Origin of the sequence: Zobellia barbeyronii (genome assembly GCF_018603515.1) — a bacterium.
GTDB classification, from domain to species: Bacteria; Bacteroidota; Bacteroidia; order Flavobacteriales; family Flavobacteriaceae; genus Zobellia; species Zobellia barbeyronii.
Genome location: NZ_JACATN010000001.1, coordinates 30,346 through 46,788 on the forward strand (window position 1 = coordinate 30,346; position 16,443 = coordinate 46,788).

16 protein-coding genes are annotated in these 16,443 nt (G+C 35.7%); 8 read left to right on the forward strand and 8 right to left on the reverse strand.

What is annotated here, in order from left to right:
* The first annotated feature begins 53 nt into the window (after positions 1–53).
* The 3 genes from HW347_RS00115 (at position 54) to HW347_RS00125 (ending at position 1,360) form a co-directional block, all read left to right on the forward strand.
* Positions 54–497: a Spy/CpxP family protein refolding chaperone gene (locus tag HW347_RS00115; RefSeq protein WP_214609948.1), complete on the forward strand. Its 444-nt coding sequence runs from the start codon at positions 54–56 to the stop codon at positions 495–497.
* Between the two features lie 105 nt (positions 498–602).
* Positions 603–1,097: a MepB family protein gene (locus HW347_RS00120; protein ID WP_214609949.1), complete on the forward strand. Its 495-nt coding sequence runs from the start codon at positions 603–605 to the stop codon at positions 1,095–1,097.
* 23 nt (positions 1,098–1,120) lie between these two features.
* Positions 1,121–1,360 carry a DUF1059 domain-containing protein gene (locus HW347_RS00125; RefSeq protein WP_214609950.1) on the forward strand — a complete coding sequence of 80 codons (240 nt, stop codon included), beginning with the start codon at positions 1,121–1,123 and terminating at the stop codon, positions 1,358–1,360.
* 20 nt (positions 1,361–1,380) lie between these two features.
* Here HW347_RS00125 and hemL read toward each other — a convergent pair whose 3' ends face one another.
* The 4 genes from hemL to HW347_RS00145 all read right to left on the reverse strand — a co-directional run bounded on the left by hemL (position 1,381) and on the right by HW347_RS00145 (position 4,826).
* The gene (gene hemL, locus HW347_RS00130; RefSeq protein WP_214609951.1) at positions 1,381–2,661 is read right to left on the reverse strand and encodes a glutamate-1-semialdehyde 2,1-aminomutase; all 1,281 of its coding nucleotides are present in this window, start codon (positions 2,659–2,661) and stop codon (positions 1,381–1,383) included.
* The gene (locus HW347_RS00135) at positions 2,662–3,516 is read right to left on the reverse strand and encodes a glucosaminidase domain-containing protein (protein ID WP_214609952.1); all 855 of its coding nucleotides are present in this window, start codon (positions 3,514–3,516) and stop codon (positions 2,662–2,664) included.
* Positions 3,513–4,424, reverse strand: coding sequence for a 1-aminocyclopropane-1-carboxylate deaminase/D-cysteine desulfhydrase (locus HW347_RS00140; RefSeq protein WP_214609953.1), 912 nt, complete (start codon positions 4,422–4,424; stop codon positions 3,513–3,515). The genes HW347_RS00135 and HW347_RS00140 overlap by 4 nt, the downstream gene beginning before the upstream one ends.
* 72 nt (positions 4,425–4,496) lie before the next feature.
* Positions 4,497–4,826, reverse strand: coding sequence for a hypothetical protein (locus HW347_RS00145; RefSeq protein ID WP_155598252.1), 330 nt, complete (start codon positions 4,824–4,826; stop codon positions 4,497–4,499).
* A gap of 205 nt (positions 4,827–5,031) precedes the next feature.
* On the opposite strand from HW347_RS00145, the gene HW347_RS00150 reads away from it, so the two are divergent.
* From HW347_RS00150 to HW347_RS00165, 4 genes are all read left to right on the forward strand, one after another.
* Positions 5,032–5,190: a DUF5522 domain-containing protein gene (locus HW347_RS00150; protein ID WP_194533785.1), complete on the forward strand. Its 159-nt coding sequence runs from the start codon at positions 5,032–5,034 to the stop codon at positions 5,188–5,190.
* 75 nt (positions 5,191–5,265) lie between these two features.
* Complete coding sequence (locus tag HW347_RS00155) at positions 5,266–5,823, forward strand: DUF4136 domain-containing protein (RefSeq protein WP_155598251.1); 558 nt, start codon at positions 5,266–5,268, stop codon at positions 5,821–5,823.
* Between the two features lie 143 nt (positions 5,824–5,966).
* The gene (locus HW347_RS00160) at positions 5,967–7,730 is read left to right on the forward strand and encodes an aromatic amino acid hydroxylase (RefSeq protein WP_214609954.1); all 1,764 of its coding nucleotides are present in this window, start codon (positions 5,967–5,969) and stop codon (positions 7,728–7,730) included.
* 40 nt (positions 7,731–7,770) lie between these two features.
* Entirely contained in the window at positions 7,771–9,027 is a 1,257-nt protein-coding gene (locus HW347_RS00165; protein ID WP_317195293.1) for a glucuronyl esterase domain-containing protein, read from the forward strand.
* A gap of 17 nt (positions 9,028–9,044) precedes the next feature.
* On the opposite strand, the gene HW347_RS00170 is transcribed toward HW347_RS00165, so the two are convergent.
* The 4 genes from HW347_RS00170 to HW347_RS00185 all read right to left on the reverse strand — a co-directional run bounded on the left by HW347_RS00170 (position 9,045) and on the right by HW347_RS00185 (position 12,852).
* Positions 9,045–9,659: a DUF4230 domain-containing protein gene (locus HW347_RS00170; protein WP_214609955.1), complete on the reverse strand. Its 615-nt coding sequence runs from the start codon at positions 9,657–9,659 to the stop codon at positions 9,045–9,047.
* Positions 9,660–9,729: 70 nt separating this feature from the next.
* On the reverse strand, positions 9,730–10,686 hold the full coding sequence (locus HW347_RS00175) for a GSCFA domain-containing protein (RefSeq protein ID WP_225901783.1): 957 nt from the start codon (positions 10,684–10,686) through the stop codon (positions 9,730–9,732).
* An 11-nt stretch (positions 10,687–10,697) separates the two neighbouring features.
* The gene (locus tag HW347_RS00180; protein WP_214609956.1) at positions 10,698–11,531 is read right to left on the reverse strand and encodes a tetratricopeptide repeat protein; all 834 of its coding nucleotides are present in this window, start codon (positions 11,529–11,531) and stop codon (positions 10,698–10,700) included.
* 145 nt (positions 11,532–11,676) lie between these two features.
* Positions 11,677–12,852 carry a putative Ig domain-containing protein gene (locus tag HW347_RS00185; RefSeq protein ID WP_214609957.1) on the reverse strand — a complete coding sequence of 392 codons (1,176 nt, stop codon included), beginning with the start codon at positions 12,850–12,852 and terminating at the stop codon, positions 11,677–11,679.
* A 256-nt stretch (positions 12,853–13,108) separates the two neighbouring features.
* On the opposite strand from HW347_RS00185, the gene HW347_RS00190 reads away from it, so the two are divergent.
* Positions 13,109–16,381: a ligand-binding sensor domain-containing protein gene (locus tag HW347_RS00190; protein WP_214609958.1), complete on the forward strand. Its 3,273-nt coding sequence runs from the start codon at positions 13,109–13,111 to the stop codon at positions 16,379–16,381.
* The last annotated feature ends 62 nt before the right edge of the window (positions 16,382–16,443 follow it).

Genomic DNA, 16,443 nt, shown 5'->3' on the forward strand with positions numbered 1-16,443 from the left:
AACCTTATTGTTCCTTCTGACTCTAAGTAGTATAATCTTAAACAAAAAAAAACATGAAAAAAATAATTGTAGCATTAGTTTGTATGGTAGGGCTTACCGCAATGGCCCAAAGAGAAAAAGGTCACGGTAGAGATGGTATGAAAGACCTAACTGCAGAACAGATTGCAACCCTTCATACGAAGAAAATGACCTTGGCTTTAGACTTAACATCGGCCCAAGAACAAAAAATAAAGGCCATTAATTTAGAGGATGCTAAAGAACGTAAAGCTAAACATGAAGAACGAAAAGCGCAGAAAGAAGAAGGTGAACGTAAAAAACTAACTTCAGATGAGCGTTACGCTATGCAAAATGCCAAATTGGACAAAATGATTGCCCGTAAAGCTGAAATGAAAAAGATTCTTTCTGCCGAGCAATACGAGAAATGGCAAACAATGCATCACCAAAGAGGTCAAAAACATTCTAAAAAAAGAAAAGCAGAGCGTAAATCAAAAAAGTAAGCGCGTATATTTTCTGTAAAAAAAGGCTGCACATATGTGCAGCCCTTTTTTTTTGTTCCCAAGACTACTACTTATTTAGCTATTTTTATGCTACAGCAAAAATTAATGAGCGAAGAACTTGAACGTATTGTTTCTAAAATATACCAACCATCTCACTTATCTATATCTAATTTTGAATTAGAAGAAGAAAGCAGAGATTATCAAGCATGCAGGTTTAATCTGAATACAAATATCATTATCTGTAGGGATGCTAAAATAACACCAAAGAAGGTTGGGCAGTTTGTCACTTTTTGGAAGCGGATTGAAAATGGTCCTATTTGCCCTTTTGAAGAAAGTGATTTATTTGATTACTTCGTAATTAATGTAAGTAAGGGTGATATGTTAGGGCAATTTGTATTCCCTAAAAACGTACTACTTGAAAAGGGAATAGTTTCAACATTAAAAAAGGAAGGCAAACGTGGTTTTCGCGTATACCCTTATTGGGATAAAGCAACAAGTAAACAAGCGCTAACCACCCAAAAATGGCAACTATGCTATTTCTATAAGATAGACAACAAAATAGATTTAACTAAAGTGCTAAGTCTTTATAACAAACTTTAAACGATTACTAAAAACACTTTCTCATGAAAACAATGACATGCAAACAACTAGGTGGTGCCTGTGATGTGGAATTTTCTGCAAATACATTTGAAGAAATTGCCGAACTAAGTAAAAAGCACGGTATGGAAATGTTTCAGAAAAAAGATGGGGCCCATCTAAAAGCAATGGAAGAGATGCAAAATCTTATGCAAACGCCCAACGGTATGCAGAATTGGTTCGAAAATAAAAGAAAAAAATTTGCTACAATGCCGGATAGTGAATAACCCGGCATTGTAACAATTGTCTATAAATTCACTTTTTTCAAAGCTGCTACGGTTTCATCTATATCCGCATAGGTAAGAGCGTCATTTAAAAAATAGCTTTCAAATGCACTTGGAGGTAAGTAAATGCCATTTTCTAGCATGCCATGAAAGTACTTTTTAAAGGTCTCATTGTTACCTTTTGCTGAGCTGTCAAAATCAACCACAGGGTTTTCAGTAAAATGTACTGATATCATACTTCCAAATCTATTGATTTGGTAAGGAACACCTTTTTCCTTTAAAACAGAATCTAGACCTTCATGAAGGTAAGCAGTCTTTTTAGCTAAACTTTCAAAAACTTCAGGCTTGTTATTCAACTCCGTAAGCATTGCTAAACCAGCAGCCATAGCTAATGGGTTACCACTTAAGGTTCCTGCTTGATAAACGGGACCTTCCGGCGCCAAATGCGACATAATTTCTGTTTTAGCTGCAAAAGCACCAACAGGTAAACCTCCACCTATCACTTTTCCAAAACAAACAATATCTGCATCAATACCAAGTGCTTCCTGAGCTCCACCTTTTCCTAAACGGAAACCGGTCATAACCTCATCAAACAATAATAAAATACCTTCTTGGGTACAAAGTTCACGAAGTCCTTTTATAAATTCATCCGTAGGAACTATACATCCCATATTACCCGCAACCGGTTCAATAATTACCGTTGCGATTTCACCTTTATTTGCAGCTACCAATGCACGAACACTTTCAATATCATTATAGATAGCCAAAAGGGTGTCTTTTGCAGTACCCTTTGTTACGCCAGGACTGTTAGGGCTACCAAAAGTAACAGCTCCACTACCCGCTTGTATCAAAAATGAATCTGAATGACCATGGTAACAACCAGCGAATTTTATAATCTTATCTTTCCCTGTATACCCACGAGCCAAACGTACAGCACTCATACAAGCTTCCGTCCCGCTGTTTACAAATCTTATTTTATCAATATTTGGCACCATAGAAACTGCCAATTGCGCTAACTGGGTTTCAATTTCTGTAGGCATTCCAAACGAAGTACCTAGTTTTGCTTTCTCTATTACCGCATTAATTACGGATTCATGAGCATGGCCCAAAATTAACGGACCCCATGAAGCGATATAATCGATTAACCGATTATCATCTTCATCATACAAATAAGCTCCTTTTGCTTTTTTTACAAAAATAGGGTCTCCACCTACTGCTTTAAAAGCACGAACTGGTGAGTTGACTCCTCCTGGAATATATTTTTGCGCCTCAGCAAATAGGGCACTACTTCTTTGATATAACATCTATTTATTGAAATTTTCTGTCTTAACGGTAAGTTCTTGACCTATGTCTAAATTACTATCGTACATATAGTTCCATCGTTTTAAATCCTCGACGGAAACTGAATATGACCTAGAGATAGAATACAACGTATCTCCTTTTTGAACAATATGTACTTTGTTCTGTGTACGAGCAGCTATTACAGGTTCTTCTTTTCTTTGACTATACACTTGCTTCGCTATTTCTGTATCATATTTGTACAGTTCATAGCGTTCAATTAATGAAATAAGCTTTTGCGGATAGTGCTTATCAGTAGCATAACCAGCCTGTCTTAAGCCTTTGGCCCACCTTTTATAATCGTCGTTCCTATAATCGAATAAAAAGCCATAACGCGAACGGCCTTTTAAAAATAGACTGTGATCACGGTAAGAGTACATAGGGTGATTGTATTTTCTAAAGCATTCTCCTTTTTCATCATCATCATGAAAATCATAATCACCTTCCCAACCCGTATGGCATTTTATTCCAAAATGGTTATTTGTTTTTAAAGCTAAAGCTCCTTTTCCTAGTCCACTTTCCAACAAACCTTGAGCTAACGTAATACTTGCCGGTATGCCAAAAGCTTTCATTTCCATTTGGGCTACCTCATAAAAAGTCTCTACATATTCTTCGGGAGACCCAATACTAAAACGTAAGAATTCTCCTGTATCTTCAGGCATGGGAAAAAGACCATCGTTCGGTTTTTTGGTCTCTTTTTTTACAACAACTACTTCTGTTTTCTTTTTTGGAGCTTCACTTTTGGTCGCAACCGTGCGCTTTGCTTTACATCCAATAAAAACTATGCTCAAAAGAGATAATACTATAAGTCTACGTGTCATATATTTATTAATGGTAGATTTTTCTTCAGCAAATTACGGTTCATCCCGTCAATACCTTGGAGCCCTCCACTATGGATAGCCAGTATTTTTGTTTTAGGAGGAAAATATCCTTTCTGAATTAAATCTAAAATACCATATATCATTTTCCCTGTATAAATGGGGTCTAACGGTATTTGAGTATTTAATTTGAAATCGTTTATAAAACTTACCAACTCTTCTGTCACCTTTGCGTAACCTCCAAAATGATAGTCTGTTACCAACTTCCAATTTTCTCTCAATGCAAATTTACAAATATCTTCTTGTAAAAAATCTCCTTTAAGTGCCGGAAACCCTAAAACTTTTTGTGACGCAAATGCACCATTACTAATCCCTGCTATGGTACCACCCGTACCAACGGCACAACAAACTACATCAAAATCGGTATCACTTGTAGTTAGAATTTCTTCACAGCCCTTTATAGCCAAAGGATTGGTTCCGCCTTCTGGCAAAAGATAAAAAGCACCAAATTCTTCTTTTAATTCATCAATAAATTGTGGAGTATCTTTTTCTCGGTATGCTTCCCTAGAAACAAATTTGAATTGCATACCATGGGATTCCGCTAGTTTTAAAGTACTATTCTCTTGCCATTTTTGGGCAAGTTCCTCGCCCCGTATAATTCCAATAGTTTTTAAACCATGAATTTTACCGGCGTAGGCCGTAGCTGCAATATGGTTGGAAAAAGCCCCGCCAAACGTAAGAAGCGTATCAAAACCTTGTGTCTTTGCTTCTTTTAAATTGTATTTAAGTTTTCTGTATTTATTCCCAGAAATTAATGGGTGTATGCGGTCTTCCCTTTTAAGAACAAGGGATACTCCTTTCTGGTCAAGAATAGGTAAATGTACTTCTTGATTTTCGGTAGTTTCTCGCATACTTGACAAAAGTAGGGCGAAAAATAGTGCTATTAAAGTGAAGTATTAATTACGTAAGCCTAATTACAAAATCTATTTCGTAAGATATTTAATAAAACTAAACGCTTTACGCTCATTGGTATAATTCAAATTTTTCTCGTTTGAATAGGCCTCGCGCTCAAAACTAATATTCTGGTACGCCTTATAACTATCAAAATAAACAGCCGTTCGTATAAGCCATTCTGAGATATAGAGGAAGTAGAAAAAAACTATCAGCAATTCTTGTTGTTGCTTTAAGTGAATTTTCTCATGATTGATCAATACAATATCTTCTTTGAGTTCGTCATGTTTTAAAATGATGAAGGGCCAAAGTGATAGACCAACATAGTTCTTATAAAAAAAATGTCTAAAGACTAAGATCATAATCAAAGGTTTAAACGGCACTTAATAAAGTTAATTGTTATTAAGCCGTCATTTTCGATAACACAACATTGCTGCCAATAATTATAATGATTCGTTAAAATACTCTTAAACGCATATAAAATGTACGGTTTTAAAATCGTTTTTGGTTGTTTGCCAACTAAATGGAGTAATTTTATACTCACGAAATACAACGGAAAAAGAGTTGATGAAAGAAATAATTCCGCCTGAGGAAGGCGATTTTTACTTATCGGAAGAAGGGTATCGGGTATTTACCCAACAGTACCACCTAAAGAGAGGTTACTGTTGCGAAAGTGGTTGCAGACACTGCCCATATGGTTTTGACCCTAAAACCAACCGCCAATAAAACCGTTGTTCGGCATGATTTTTGAGACTGCTTATTATGAAAATGATGTATTAACACCAAATACTATACTTTGTTATGAAAAAGATTAAAATTCTAGTGGTACCCATGCTTGTGTTGCTATTCTTAAGCTCTTGTACTTCTGTGCGCGTGCTTTCTGATTACGACAAAGAAGCCAATTTTGATAGCTACAAAACGTACGCTTTTTATAAAACAGGAATTGACAAAGCTCAGATTTCCGATTTGGACAAAAAACGAATCCTACGTGCTATTGAAGCTGAAATGACTAATCGTGGTTTTTCAAAATCTGAAAACCCAGATATCTTGGTAAGTATATTCACTAAAGAAAAAGAACAAGTAGACATTTATAACAACTACTGGGGCGGCGGCTGGGGCTGGAGCCCTTACTATTGGGGCCCTGGTTGGGGCGGAGGCGGCAATAATGTTAGCACCCGTACCGAAGGTTCACTGTACATTGATTTAATTGATTCTAAAAGCAAAGAATTGGTATGGCAAGGTAAAGGAGTTGGCAATTTGAATAACATTAGCAATATGGAAAAGAAAGAACAACGCATACGCGAGTTTGTTTCTGAAATCTTGATGCAATACCCACCTAATGCGGTAGCTGCTAAATAAAACGATTCCAATTCGTTAAAACATATTCAAAAAGCTCTTTTATTTTAAAAGGGCTTTTTTTACACCGCAGTCTCACCCATCCTAATGGAAAGCAAAAACTCCTCTACCCTTTTTTGTATCTTTATGACAGAAAACTTTCTAAAATGACGTACACTAGTAATCCTGTTCTTGACAAACTACCTGCGCATTTGCAGCAGTATATTAAACCGCAAGACTATGGTGAATACTCGGCTATTGATCAAGCCGTTTGGCGCTATGTGATGCGTAAAAATGTGGATTACCTTAGTAAGTTCGCCCATGCTTCATACCTAGTAGGATTACAAAAAACCGGAATTTCCATAGACCATATTCCAAACATGTACGGCATGAACCGTATCCTAAAGGAAATAGGTTGGGCCGCAGTTGCGGTTGATGGTTTTATTCCTCCATCGGCATTTATGGAGTTCCAAGCATATAATGTATTGGTCATTGCTTCAGATATAAGACAGTTAGACCATATAGAATATACACCTGCACCAGATATTATTCATGAAGGAGCAGGTCATGCACCTATTATTGCCAATCCTGAATATGCAGAATACCTGCGTAGATTTGGTGAGATTGGTTCTAAAGCTATTTCAAATTCGAAAGATTATGAACTCTATGAGGCAGTACGACACCTTTCTATCATAAAAGAAGCCCAAGGCACTCCACAAGAAGATATAGACCAAGCCGAAAAGCACATTGAAGACCTGCAAAATAACATGGGAGAACCCAGTGAAATTGCACTTATAAGGAACTTACACTGGTGGACCGTAGAATATGGTCTTATTGGCACACCTGAAAATCCAAAAATATATGGCGCTGGACTTCTTTCCTCTATTGGGGAGAGTGCTTGGTGCATGACGGATGAAGTAAAGAAAAAACCGTACTCCATAGACGCGGCCTATGCCTCCTTTGACATTACGCAACCTCAACCTCAGCTTTTTGTTACGCCAGATTTCGCCTATCTAAGTCAAGTTTTAGAGGAGTTCGCAAATACCATGGCTTTACGCCGTGGAGGTTTAAGTGGAATTAAAAAGCTCATTGCATCTAAAGAACTAGGTACTATTGAACTTAGTACAGGGCTTCAGATTTCAGGTAATTTTGATAGTGTTATTGAGCACGAAGGCAAACCTGTGTTTTTTCAATCTATAGGCCCCACAGCACTCTCTTTTCGTGATAAAGAACTCGTAGGGCACAGCATTAAACAGCACGCCACTGGCTTTGGTTCCCCGTTAGGAAAACTAAAAGGAATGAACTTGGCTATTGAAGATATGAGTCCGCTTGATCTCAAGGCCTATAATATTTTTGAAGGACAACAGATTTCCTTAGAATTTGACGGTCACATAAAAATAGCCGGAGAAATTATTACCGGAACCCGTAACTTACAGGGAGATATTATTTTGGTCACCTTTAAAAACTGTTGTGTTACTCATAATGACAAGGTTCTTTTTGAAAGTAATGACGAGCTTTATAGTATGGCCGTAGGGCAAGAAATAGCTTCCGCTTATAACGGCCCTGCTGATTTAAGTAGTTTTAATTTAGTTACTCATAAGGTTTCATCCACCACAATAAAATCTAAGAGCAATGCTTCTCATACTCAATTAGAGCAATATTATGAGCAAATACGCCATTTCAGAGAAGGCAAGAATATTACGATTTCTAGGCATAAAGTTTTTGAAGCAATAAGAGACAATTACCCTAATGATTGGTTATTGCCAGTTGAGCTGTACGAACTTGCCAAAGAAAATGGAGATCATGAATTTGCTCATGAAATTTCGGTGCATTTACAAACCGTAAAACTAAATAATCCTAAGGTAGGCCATTTGATAGATGATGGACTAGACTTGGTAAACCATAAATGTCAAACTGAAAAACTGAAATAAAACCAACAATTTCTTAAGTAACCCAAACAACCAACCAACCGTGAAACCACTACTTCTTCTAACTTTTGCATTGATAACATCTGCACTTGCGGCACAGCCGGAAGCCAATTATGATGAAACCAAAGTTCCTAAATTTTTAGTACCTGACCCTCTTACCTCCTTTGGAGGAGACGCCATTACGGATAGTAAGCAATGGGAAGAAAATAGAAAGCTAGAAATCTATCAATTTTTTGAAAAGCAGATTTATGGTAAAGTACCTGATTTATTGGATGAGTATTCCTTCAAGGTCATTGAACAAGACAATAACGCATTAGGCGGAAAAGCACAACGCAAGCAAATTGCCGTAGGCTTAAAGAAGAACAACCGTTCGTTAAATTTCAATATACTTCTTTACCTTCCAACAGGGAATGAAAATGCACCTGTATTTCTAGGCTACAATTTTTATGGTAACCACACCGTTACAAATGACCCAAATGTTATTATTACAGAAGCATGGAGTGGGAATAATGAAGATTTTAAAATTAGTAATAACAAAGCCACAGAAGCTTCCCGAGGCGTACGAATGAACCGTTGGGCTATAGATAAAATGCTGGATAAGGGTTATGGTGTAGCCACTGTTTATTATGGCGAAATAGATCCAGATAAGAACGATTTTTCAGACGGATTGCACAGTTTGTTTTACGAAGAAGGTCAGACCAAGCCAAAAACCAACGAATGGGGCAGTATAGCCGCATGGGCCTATGGTCTTAGCCGCGCCATGGATTATCTTGAGAATGACACCAATATATCTAGTGTTATTGTTTTTGGACATTCTAGATTGGGGAAAGCAGCACTTTGGGCAGGCGCAACAGACCCTCGTTTTGCAGGTGTTATTAGTAACGATTCAGGTTGTGGTGGCGCTGCATTGTCAAAACGTAAGTTTGGAGAAACAATTGGTCAAATCAATACTTCGTTTCCACATTGGTTTTCTGAGAGTTTCAAAAAATACAGTAATAAAGAAGAAATGTTACCTGTGGACCAGCATGAACTATTAGCCCTTATTGCTCCAAGACCTTTATACGTTGCAAGTGCCGTTGAGGATGAATGGGCGGATCCAAAAGGGGAATTCCTATCTGCACAATATGCCACCAAAGTATACGAGTTATATGATAAAAAGGGAATTTCTTCAACTGATGTACAAGAAGTTAATCATCCTATTAAACAAACCCTTGCGTATCATATGAGAAGTGGAAAACACGATGTTACCGATTATGATTGGGATCAATACATTGCTTGGGCCGAAACTTTTGCAAAGTAAAATTTCATGAGCCCGCTCTACTCTTTAAAAAGCACTTCAGGTAAATCTTGGTTTACGGTTTTATCATTATAGACAAGTGTCCATCCCAATGAGTTCGTAAGAATGTAAAATTTCTGCAGCTCACTTATTAAGCGATTTTCAGCATTGGTTTTTAATGCAGATGCTTCTACCTTTTTCATAAGTGAAGCATTTACATTTTTCTTGATTTTATTATAGTCGCTCGCTTCAAACATATTCAGGTAGTCTGAACTAACATCATAATATTCAAAATCAGGACTAATTTTCACTTCCGGTTCCGGTATGCTTTTGATGCGCAAGGTTTTACTGGACTCATCTACCTCAAAATCTATCTTACTCAAATCATAAGCAATGGTTACATCCGCATTAACGACAACCAGTGCTTTTTTTTCTGCGGATATAAAAGGCCCGAAAAGCATTTTAGAATCTTTGTAGTTATACACTTCGGCAAAATGGCCTTCTGTAACAATTAACTTACTTACGTTGTCTATTTGCGTTTGTATAAGCATGCTGTTTTCCTCAAGGATAGATTTCTCTTCCTTATCCTCAGCACACGAACGGAACACCAAAACTACTGCCAAGGTAATAAGAACCCCTACAAATACTTTTTTCATAAGATGAAGTTACAATACATATTGAAATTGACGAAACAGAGAGAAGAATCTAATTGTCTGAACTAGTACCCTAATATTCTATAAACGGAAACTGCTTTTGAACGTTTGCCATTTTAAGTTCTAAAGATTTTAAGAATTTTAAATGCTGCTCAGAATCTGGATGAAATGGTCTGTGACGAAGTCCTTTTTGAATAGCATCAATCTGTAGCATTGATTTTTGAGCTTCTTCTGTAATCCATACCAATTTAAACTTCTCCCAAATATAATCCACCGCCAATTGACTGGGGTGAACCATATCCTCCTTATAAAAACGATAATCACGCAGCTCATCCATTTGTAACTCGTATGAAGGAAAGTAGTCTGCCTTTAAATTAGAGCCCTCTACAACCTCGTGTATGGCTGCTATCAAATGCGCCTTACTACGTTGGTTTTCTACAAACCCGTCTTTTAAATGTCGTACGGGGGATACAGTTAAAATAAATTGCACACTAGGGTTTATAGATTGAACAGCTGCTATAATGTTAGTTAAGCTTGAGACAATCTCCTCAATCCCCAATAGCTCCTTAGAGAACTGCTTTTGTGGGACCTTGTGACAGTTGGCCACCACAGCTTCCGTTTCTATATTACGATAGACCCAAGCCGTACCAAGGGTTATACTAATGTGAGTTGCATCAGCAAGATTTTCGACTGTATTTTTAATTCCATTATTAAGCGATATCAGTAACTCTTCTTTAGAAACGGAACTTAAATCTGAATGCGCATCATAGCATTGCCAGCGTTCATTATGATAAAAAACATCATCCTCAGTATACTCTTTTTGTAAAACTGCACGAGACACCAAATTCTCTATCGCCAAGGGGTGAAACAAAATACCAAACGGATTCTGAAGTGCCCGAAACTTGAAGTAATTGAACTTTTGCCCTATATTTTCTGAAAAACAAGAACCCAACAAAACCAACCGACTCTCATAATCAATTTGGTTTTGGGCCTTTTGTAAAGGTATTTGGGTTTGCAGTTTTATTGTCATTGGGTGTGTGGTTACTGTCTAGAAAAGAAACCTAAACGATGAAATGTCTGATATGGATAAATCTCGTAGAACACCTGGTCTTCGTTTATTGTATTTTCCTTATTCTTAATTGCCTCCTCAAATAATAGCTTAGCATCATCTATTTTCCCCAGCCGCTTCATACAAACAGCCTTATAGTACATGGCATCGGCAAAGTTAGTATAAACAAGTAAAGAAGTGTCAAACATTTTTAAGGCTTCCGCATAGTTATTAAGTTCCATTTCTGCAATTCCCAGATAAAACCAATCCATATAATGGCAAGCTTCGTACGGCGGGTCCTCAGGAAAATCCTTTAATTGTTGCTCTTTACTTTTTATAAGAAATACCTTGGCTTCATCAAAACGGTTTAACTGCAGATAATCAAGAGCAATATAAAAATTGTAAGTATGATCCATTACGTACGAATCACCAAACCTTTCTTTCATATCCATAAATTCCTCTATGGACTCCTCATATTCTTTTGAAAACAGACACTTCATAAAAGCACTATAACTCAAAAAGTTCTGAGGGTCTAAATCAGCTGCCTTTTTCAAAAATGGTTTTCCAACGGAATATTTTCTTGCTTTATATAGAGGCATCGCCTTTTGTTGCCAAAAATAAGCCGAATCTGGTTTAATCAGTAAAATGGAGTCAAGGTACTTCTGATAGTTCTGTGGGTCCAAACCCGACTTATATGCCTTTTCTACATAGTTTTCAATTTTTAAGGAATCTTGTGTGGTAAGTGGCGTTTGTTCCTTTTCAATTTGCGATTCTCCAGCGCCTTTGCAACTCGCGAATAAGACAAAAATAATTACAATGTACTTCATGATTTAATTCCATTAATAGTATTAATATTCCAATTGGTCCAATACCTAAGTATAATGGAGAAAACATCTTCTAATCTGCCTCTCCAAAAGCAATATCCTTTAAGGAATAATCAGGATGTTCTTTCATTAAGACAAGTATCCATCCCTATTTCATTACCGTTATAATAATCTTATCCTTAGTGGTATTTAAATGTTTATCAACTGCAGTAAAAGTCAATTCAAAATCTCCCGAAAGAATAGGCAAACCGGATATCTTCATGCTTTTACTATCAAACATTAACCAACTAAATTCAGCTTGGTTAATACTCAAAGCTACTTGGTTATCATCAATATCTTTAAAATAATTTTCAGGAACCTCAAATTCAAACTTATCACCAAGCTGTACAACGGCATCAGGAAGTGGCTTATAAACAAAAGGTTTAAAAACCTTTGATGTATTTACCCAAAAAATATCAGATTCAGTTAATCCCTTTTCTTCAATTTGAAGTCGGGTAAAAAACAAAAATTTATTATCAATGGTAACAAATGGTCTCCTATCCCCTTCTTTTGAATTTATGGTAGAGTCAAGAATTTGAGGTTCTGTCCAGTTATTATCATGGTCGCGATAACTTATATATAAATCCATTAAGGTTTCATTATTGGTATATCTACAGAATATGATGTATTCTTCCCTTGGAGAAATGAATACACTTTCCTCATCATTTGAAGAAACAAATTCAGAAATCGCTTCTACACTTCTATACTCGTTATCAATTAGTTTTGAGCAAAATAAATCTGCGGTGAAACAATTTTGCTTACCATCACAATTTCTATTTGATGAAAAATATATTGTCCCATCATAGGTCATACTTGCATTGGCCTCCCTACTCATAGAACTTATTGGAGCTTGTATTTTCTTTGGTGAACTCCAATTATCATTCATTTTTTCAATCATCCAAATATCAGTAACATATGTATTGTCTGTATCCGGTTTACTTTGCGCATAGAGTAAGGATTTTCCATCTGGTGAAAAGTAGGGAAGAAAAACACTCTTATCTTTTAATGGTTCAAAAACCACCGGTTCAGTCCAATTTTCATTAAGCTTCTTAGCATAATATATCTTTCCAGACTCATCCTTGCTTAGTATTCCAAATGCTAATTCTTCCGTATTAGGCGCAAAGGAAATACCATGTTCTAACCTACCTTTAACTGAAACTACACCCGGTGCAAAAATTACAGGAACAGAGTCAGGGCAGGTCTCCCCAAGATAATCAGGTAATTTGGTCAACGGTTTACAACTAATCAGCCCGAGAATAAAAACAAAGGGAAGAAATACTTTCATTATTATGATTTGGACTTGGAATCTCAATTATTACTCAAAATATTAGATTTTTTCAACTTTAAAAATACCTAATTACAATTTATTACGGCGTATTCAACACTCACTTTAAGTTTCCTACTTAAATTTTAATTTTTTATTCAAAAAAAAATCCAAGACCTTTAGTAATTCTAGTGGAAAATAGAATTTTAAATTTTATTTGGAAGTAATTTCTTACCTTTAAATGCGCTCAAAACAAGTATATTACAAAAGAATAAAAATGGTATTAAAATATTTCTTAAGGATTCTTACCTTTTTTATTCTTTTCCTCTCCTTACACACCCTTCAATCTCAAAACCAAGAATCCCTTACTTTTCAACATATTGAAAAGGGAATATCACATAGTACGGCTACTTTTCTTTTGGAAGACAGATATGGTTTTATTTGGATTGGAACTAGAAATGGCCTGAACAGATATGATGGTAAAGACTTTGAAATATATAATAAAACAGTAGATGGTGTAACAGGCCTTACCCATGAATACATAGTTTCTTTATATGAGGATAATGAGAACTTATTAATTAGTACAAACCATGGCTTAAGTTTTTATGATCGTAGTTTAAATCTTGTGATCCCTTATCCGTTCAAGAAAGAGGCAAAGAAGATAGAATCTAAAAGGTTTGAATGGGTAACTAGACTAAATGGCTATTTATGGTTAGGTACTGAAAAAGACGGGCTATATAGATACCTACCAGAAACCGGAGAATTAAAACACTTTAAGCTTCCTGATGACTATGTAAAGCTTAAAAGCAGGAGGGTTGACAAAATTATTAAGGTAATGCCTCTTGACGATGAGCGCATGCTTGTTATCTCTACATACAATATTTTGGTAATAAACAAGGAAATGGATATCTTGAGTAAACTTCAGGAAACAGATGAAATTGTTACTGCCATACCATTAAAGAAAAACGACTTTTTATTAGGTACTATTAGCGGAGTACTAATAGAATTGAAGATAGATAGCACTTTACAGTTTCTTACCAAGAAAAAAGATGTAAGCCCAGGCTTTAGCATACGTTCTTTAACAAAGAATGATAAAGATGAATTATGGATAGGCACTGAAAATGATGGCCTATATATCTATACCAAAACATTAGACCGCATACAACACATAGAATACAATGTGTCTAAACCAAATTCTATTTCAGGAAACTCTATTTGGTCACTTTTAAGCACAAAGAATGGCGTTATGTGGGTAGCCCCCTATAAAAGCGGCCTCAATTTTTATGACCCGGAATTTTTTAAATTCAAACACATTACTTCTGATCCATTCAATTCTAAATCTTTGAGTAATAAATTAGTGAATTGTTTTAGTGAGGATACGGAAGGGAATATATGGATAGGAACCGATGGTGGGGGATTAAATTGCTGGAACAGAGCTTTAGATACATTTGAACACTACTCTTTAAAGGATAAAAATTTTGGTAGTGACGTGGTCCTTTCAACACTGCAAACCAAAAAGGATGAATTGTGGGCTGGCACATGGACAAACGGTATTATCGTTTTCAATACGAAAAGTAAGAAATTTGAAGAGTTGAACACTCAAAATTCATTTTTGAAATCAAATATCATAGTTGATCTCTTAAAAGATAAGAAAGGTCGTATTTGGATTATTAATTATTTTGCCGGTGTTCAAATTTTTAATCCACAAACAAATAGCCATGAAAATATTAGTCTTACTTCCGAATTAGATGGTACTGATATTAATTCGTTAAATAGAATATTTGAAGATAAAGAAGGCAATATTTGGATTGGCAGTCTAAATTCTGGATTAATTAAATTGACCGAAAGTGGTGGCACCTGGAAAAGCACTCATTATCATAGTAAAAATTCTTTAAGCAATAATTTTGTCAACTCCATTATACAAGATAGTGAGAATGTCATTTGGGCAGGTACTCAAGGGGGGCTTAATAAATATATACCTGAAAGCGACTCATTCCAAGCCTTTAAAAAGTCTGATGGACTAAAAAATGATGCCATTAAGGAGATTATAGACGATAAGAATAAACGCTTATGGTTAAGCACAGAAGAAGGTATTATTAGGTATAATACAACTACCGGAAACACAATAGATTATGATGTAGGTGATGGTCTACAGGCTAACCAATTTAATCCAAATTCATCTTTAATTACTAGTAAAGGTGAGTATATATTTGGAGGTGTAAACGGGTTTAACATATTTACCGCTAGTGCCGTTGCTAAACAAAAAGATAAGCTTACTTTATTTATATCAGATCTAAAAATATTCAATAAATCCGTTTTGCCTAATGACGGTTTTGGGGTTTTAAAAAAGGATATTAGCCAAGTAGATTCTCTAACCCTTAACTACGACCAATCTGTTATTAATATTGATTTTAAAGCCCTTACTTTTCGTCGTCCAGAAAGCGTGAATTATGCATTTTATCTAGACGGTTTTGAAAAAGACTGGAACTATGTAGGGAACAACCCAAGTGCTACATATACGAATCTAAATCCTGGACAATATACATTACGCATCAAATCTACTAATTCTGACGGGGTTTGGGTAGACAATGAATTAGATCTTCATATGACCATTACCCCTCCATATTGGAAAACGTGGTGGTTCCGTTCTTTATTAGTGGCGCTAGTATTATTGGTCTTTTATATTGCCTATTACCTTAAAGTACGAAGTATTAAAAATAATCAAAGGAAACTAGTGCTAAAAGTAGCAGAACGTACTAAAGAATTAAGGCTTCAAAAAAACAAACTGATAGAAGTTGCAAATGATTTAGAATCAAAAAATAAGGAAATTCAACGCTTTACCTTTGCGGTTAGCCATGATTTAAAAAGTCCGCTTAACAATATTAAAGGAATTGCCGGTCTCGTGCCAATGGCAATTGAGTCAGAAGATTTTACTACTGTAGAGGAATATTTAAGCTTGATAGATATTTCCTGTGATAACATGAACGAATTGATTTCGGACATCACTAAAATTGCAAAACTGGGTAAAATTAAAAACAAAAATGAGGTATTAAACACCAATGAAATACTGAATTTATCAAGAGACCTTATCAAAGGAAAACTTAATAAAGAAAATATTGAGCTTAATATTGCTCACGACTTACCCGAAATATTTGGAGATCGCAAAAGAATAACTCAGGTTTTTAGCAACTTCCTAGATAATGCTATCAAATATATGGGAGACCAGCCAAATCCTATCATATCTGTGAAGTATGTAGATAATGGAGACACCAATAGCTTTTTAGTACGTGATAATGGTTCAGGTATGGATGAACGAGCCTTAAAAAAATTATTCACACCCTTTGAACGTTTTCACAAGAATGTAAAAGGAACGGGCCTGGGGCTTTATATGGTTAAAAAAATTGCGGTTTCACATGGCGGAACCATCATTGCAGAATCTGAAGGGAAAGGGAAAGGAACTACTTTTAAACTAATCCTGCCGAAGGCAAAAATAGCAGCCAAAAAAGCCAAAAAAGCTAAAAAAAGAAGTAAATATTTAGTTAAGCCTTAAGGACCTAAAATTGTAATCTGCCATTCTTTTTTTAAAACTTTCGAGAATTAGACTAAAGTTTT

Coding starts and splice junctions, on each gene's coding strand:
- HW347_RS00115 (WP_214609948.1), top strand. CDS start 54: ATGAAAAAAATAATTGTAGCATTAGTTTGTATGGTAGGGCTTACCGCA.
- HW347_RS00120 (WP_214609949.1), top strand. CDS start 603: ATGAGCGAAGAACTTGAACGTATTGTTTCTAAAATATACCAACCATCT.
- HW347_RS00125 (WP_214609950.1), top strand. CDS start 1,121: ATGAAAACAATGACATGCAAACAACTAGGTGGTGCCTGTGATGTGGAA.
- hemL (WP_214609951.1), bottom strand. CDS start 2,661: ATGTTATATCAAAGAAGTAGTGCCCTATTTGCTGAGGCGCAAAAATAT.
- HW347_RS00135 (WP_214609952.1), bottom strand. CDS start 3,516: ATGACACGTAGACTTATAGTATTATCTCTTTTGAGCATAGTTTTTATT.
- HW347_RS00140 (WP_214609953.1), bottom strand. CDS start 4,424: ATGCGAGAAACTACCGAAAATCAAGAAGTACATTTACCTATTCTTGAC.
- HW347_RS00145 (WP_155598252.1), bottom strand. CDS start 4,826: ATGATCTTAGTCTTTAGACATTTTTTTTATAAGAACTATGTTGGTCTA.
- HW347_RS00150 (WP_194533785.1), top strand. CDS start 5,032: ATGAAAGAAATAATTCCGCCTGAGGAAGGCGATTTTTACTTATCGGAA.
- HW347_RS00155 (WP_155598251.1), top strand. CDS start 5,266: ATGAAAAAGATTAAAATTCTAGTGGTACCCATGCTTGTGTTGCTATTC.
- HW347_RS00160 (WP_214609954.1), top strand. CDS start 5,967: ATGACGTACACTAGTAATCCTGTTCTTGACAAACTACCTGCGCATTTG.
- HW347_RS00170 (WP_214609955.1), bottom strand. CDS start 9,659: ATGAAAAAAGTATTTGTAGGGGTTCTTATTACCTTGGCAGTAGTTTTG.
- HW347_RS00175 (WP_225901783.1), bottom strand. CDS start 10,686: ATGACAATAAAACTGCAAACCCAAATACCTTTACAAAAGGCCCAAAAC.
- HW347_RS00180 (WP_214609956.1), bottom strand. CDS start 11,531: ATGAAGTACATTGTAATTATTTTTGTCTTATTCGCGAGTTGCAAAGGC.
- HW347_RS00185 (WP_214609957.1), bottom strand. CDS start 12,852: ATGAAAGTATTTCTTCCCTTTGTTTTTATTCTCGGGCTGATTAGTTGT.
- HW347_RS00190 (WP_214609958.1), top strand. CDS start 13,109: ATGGTATTAAAATATTTCTTAAGGATTCTTACCTTTTTTATTCTTTTC.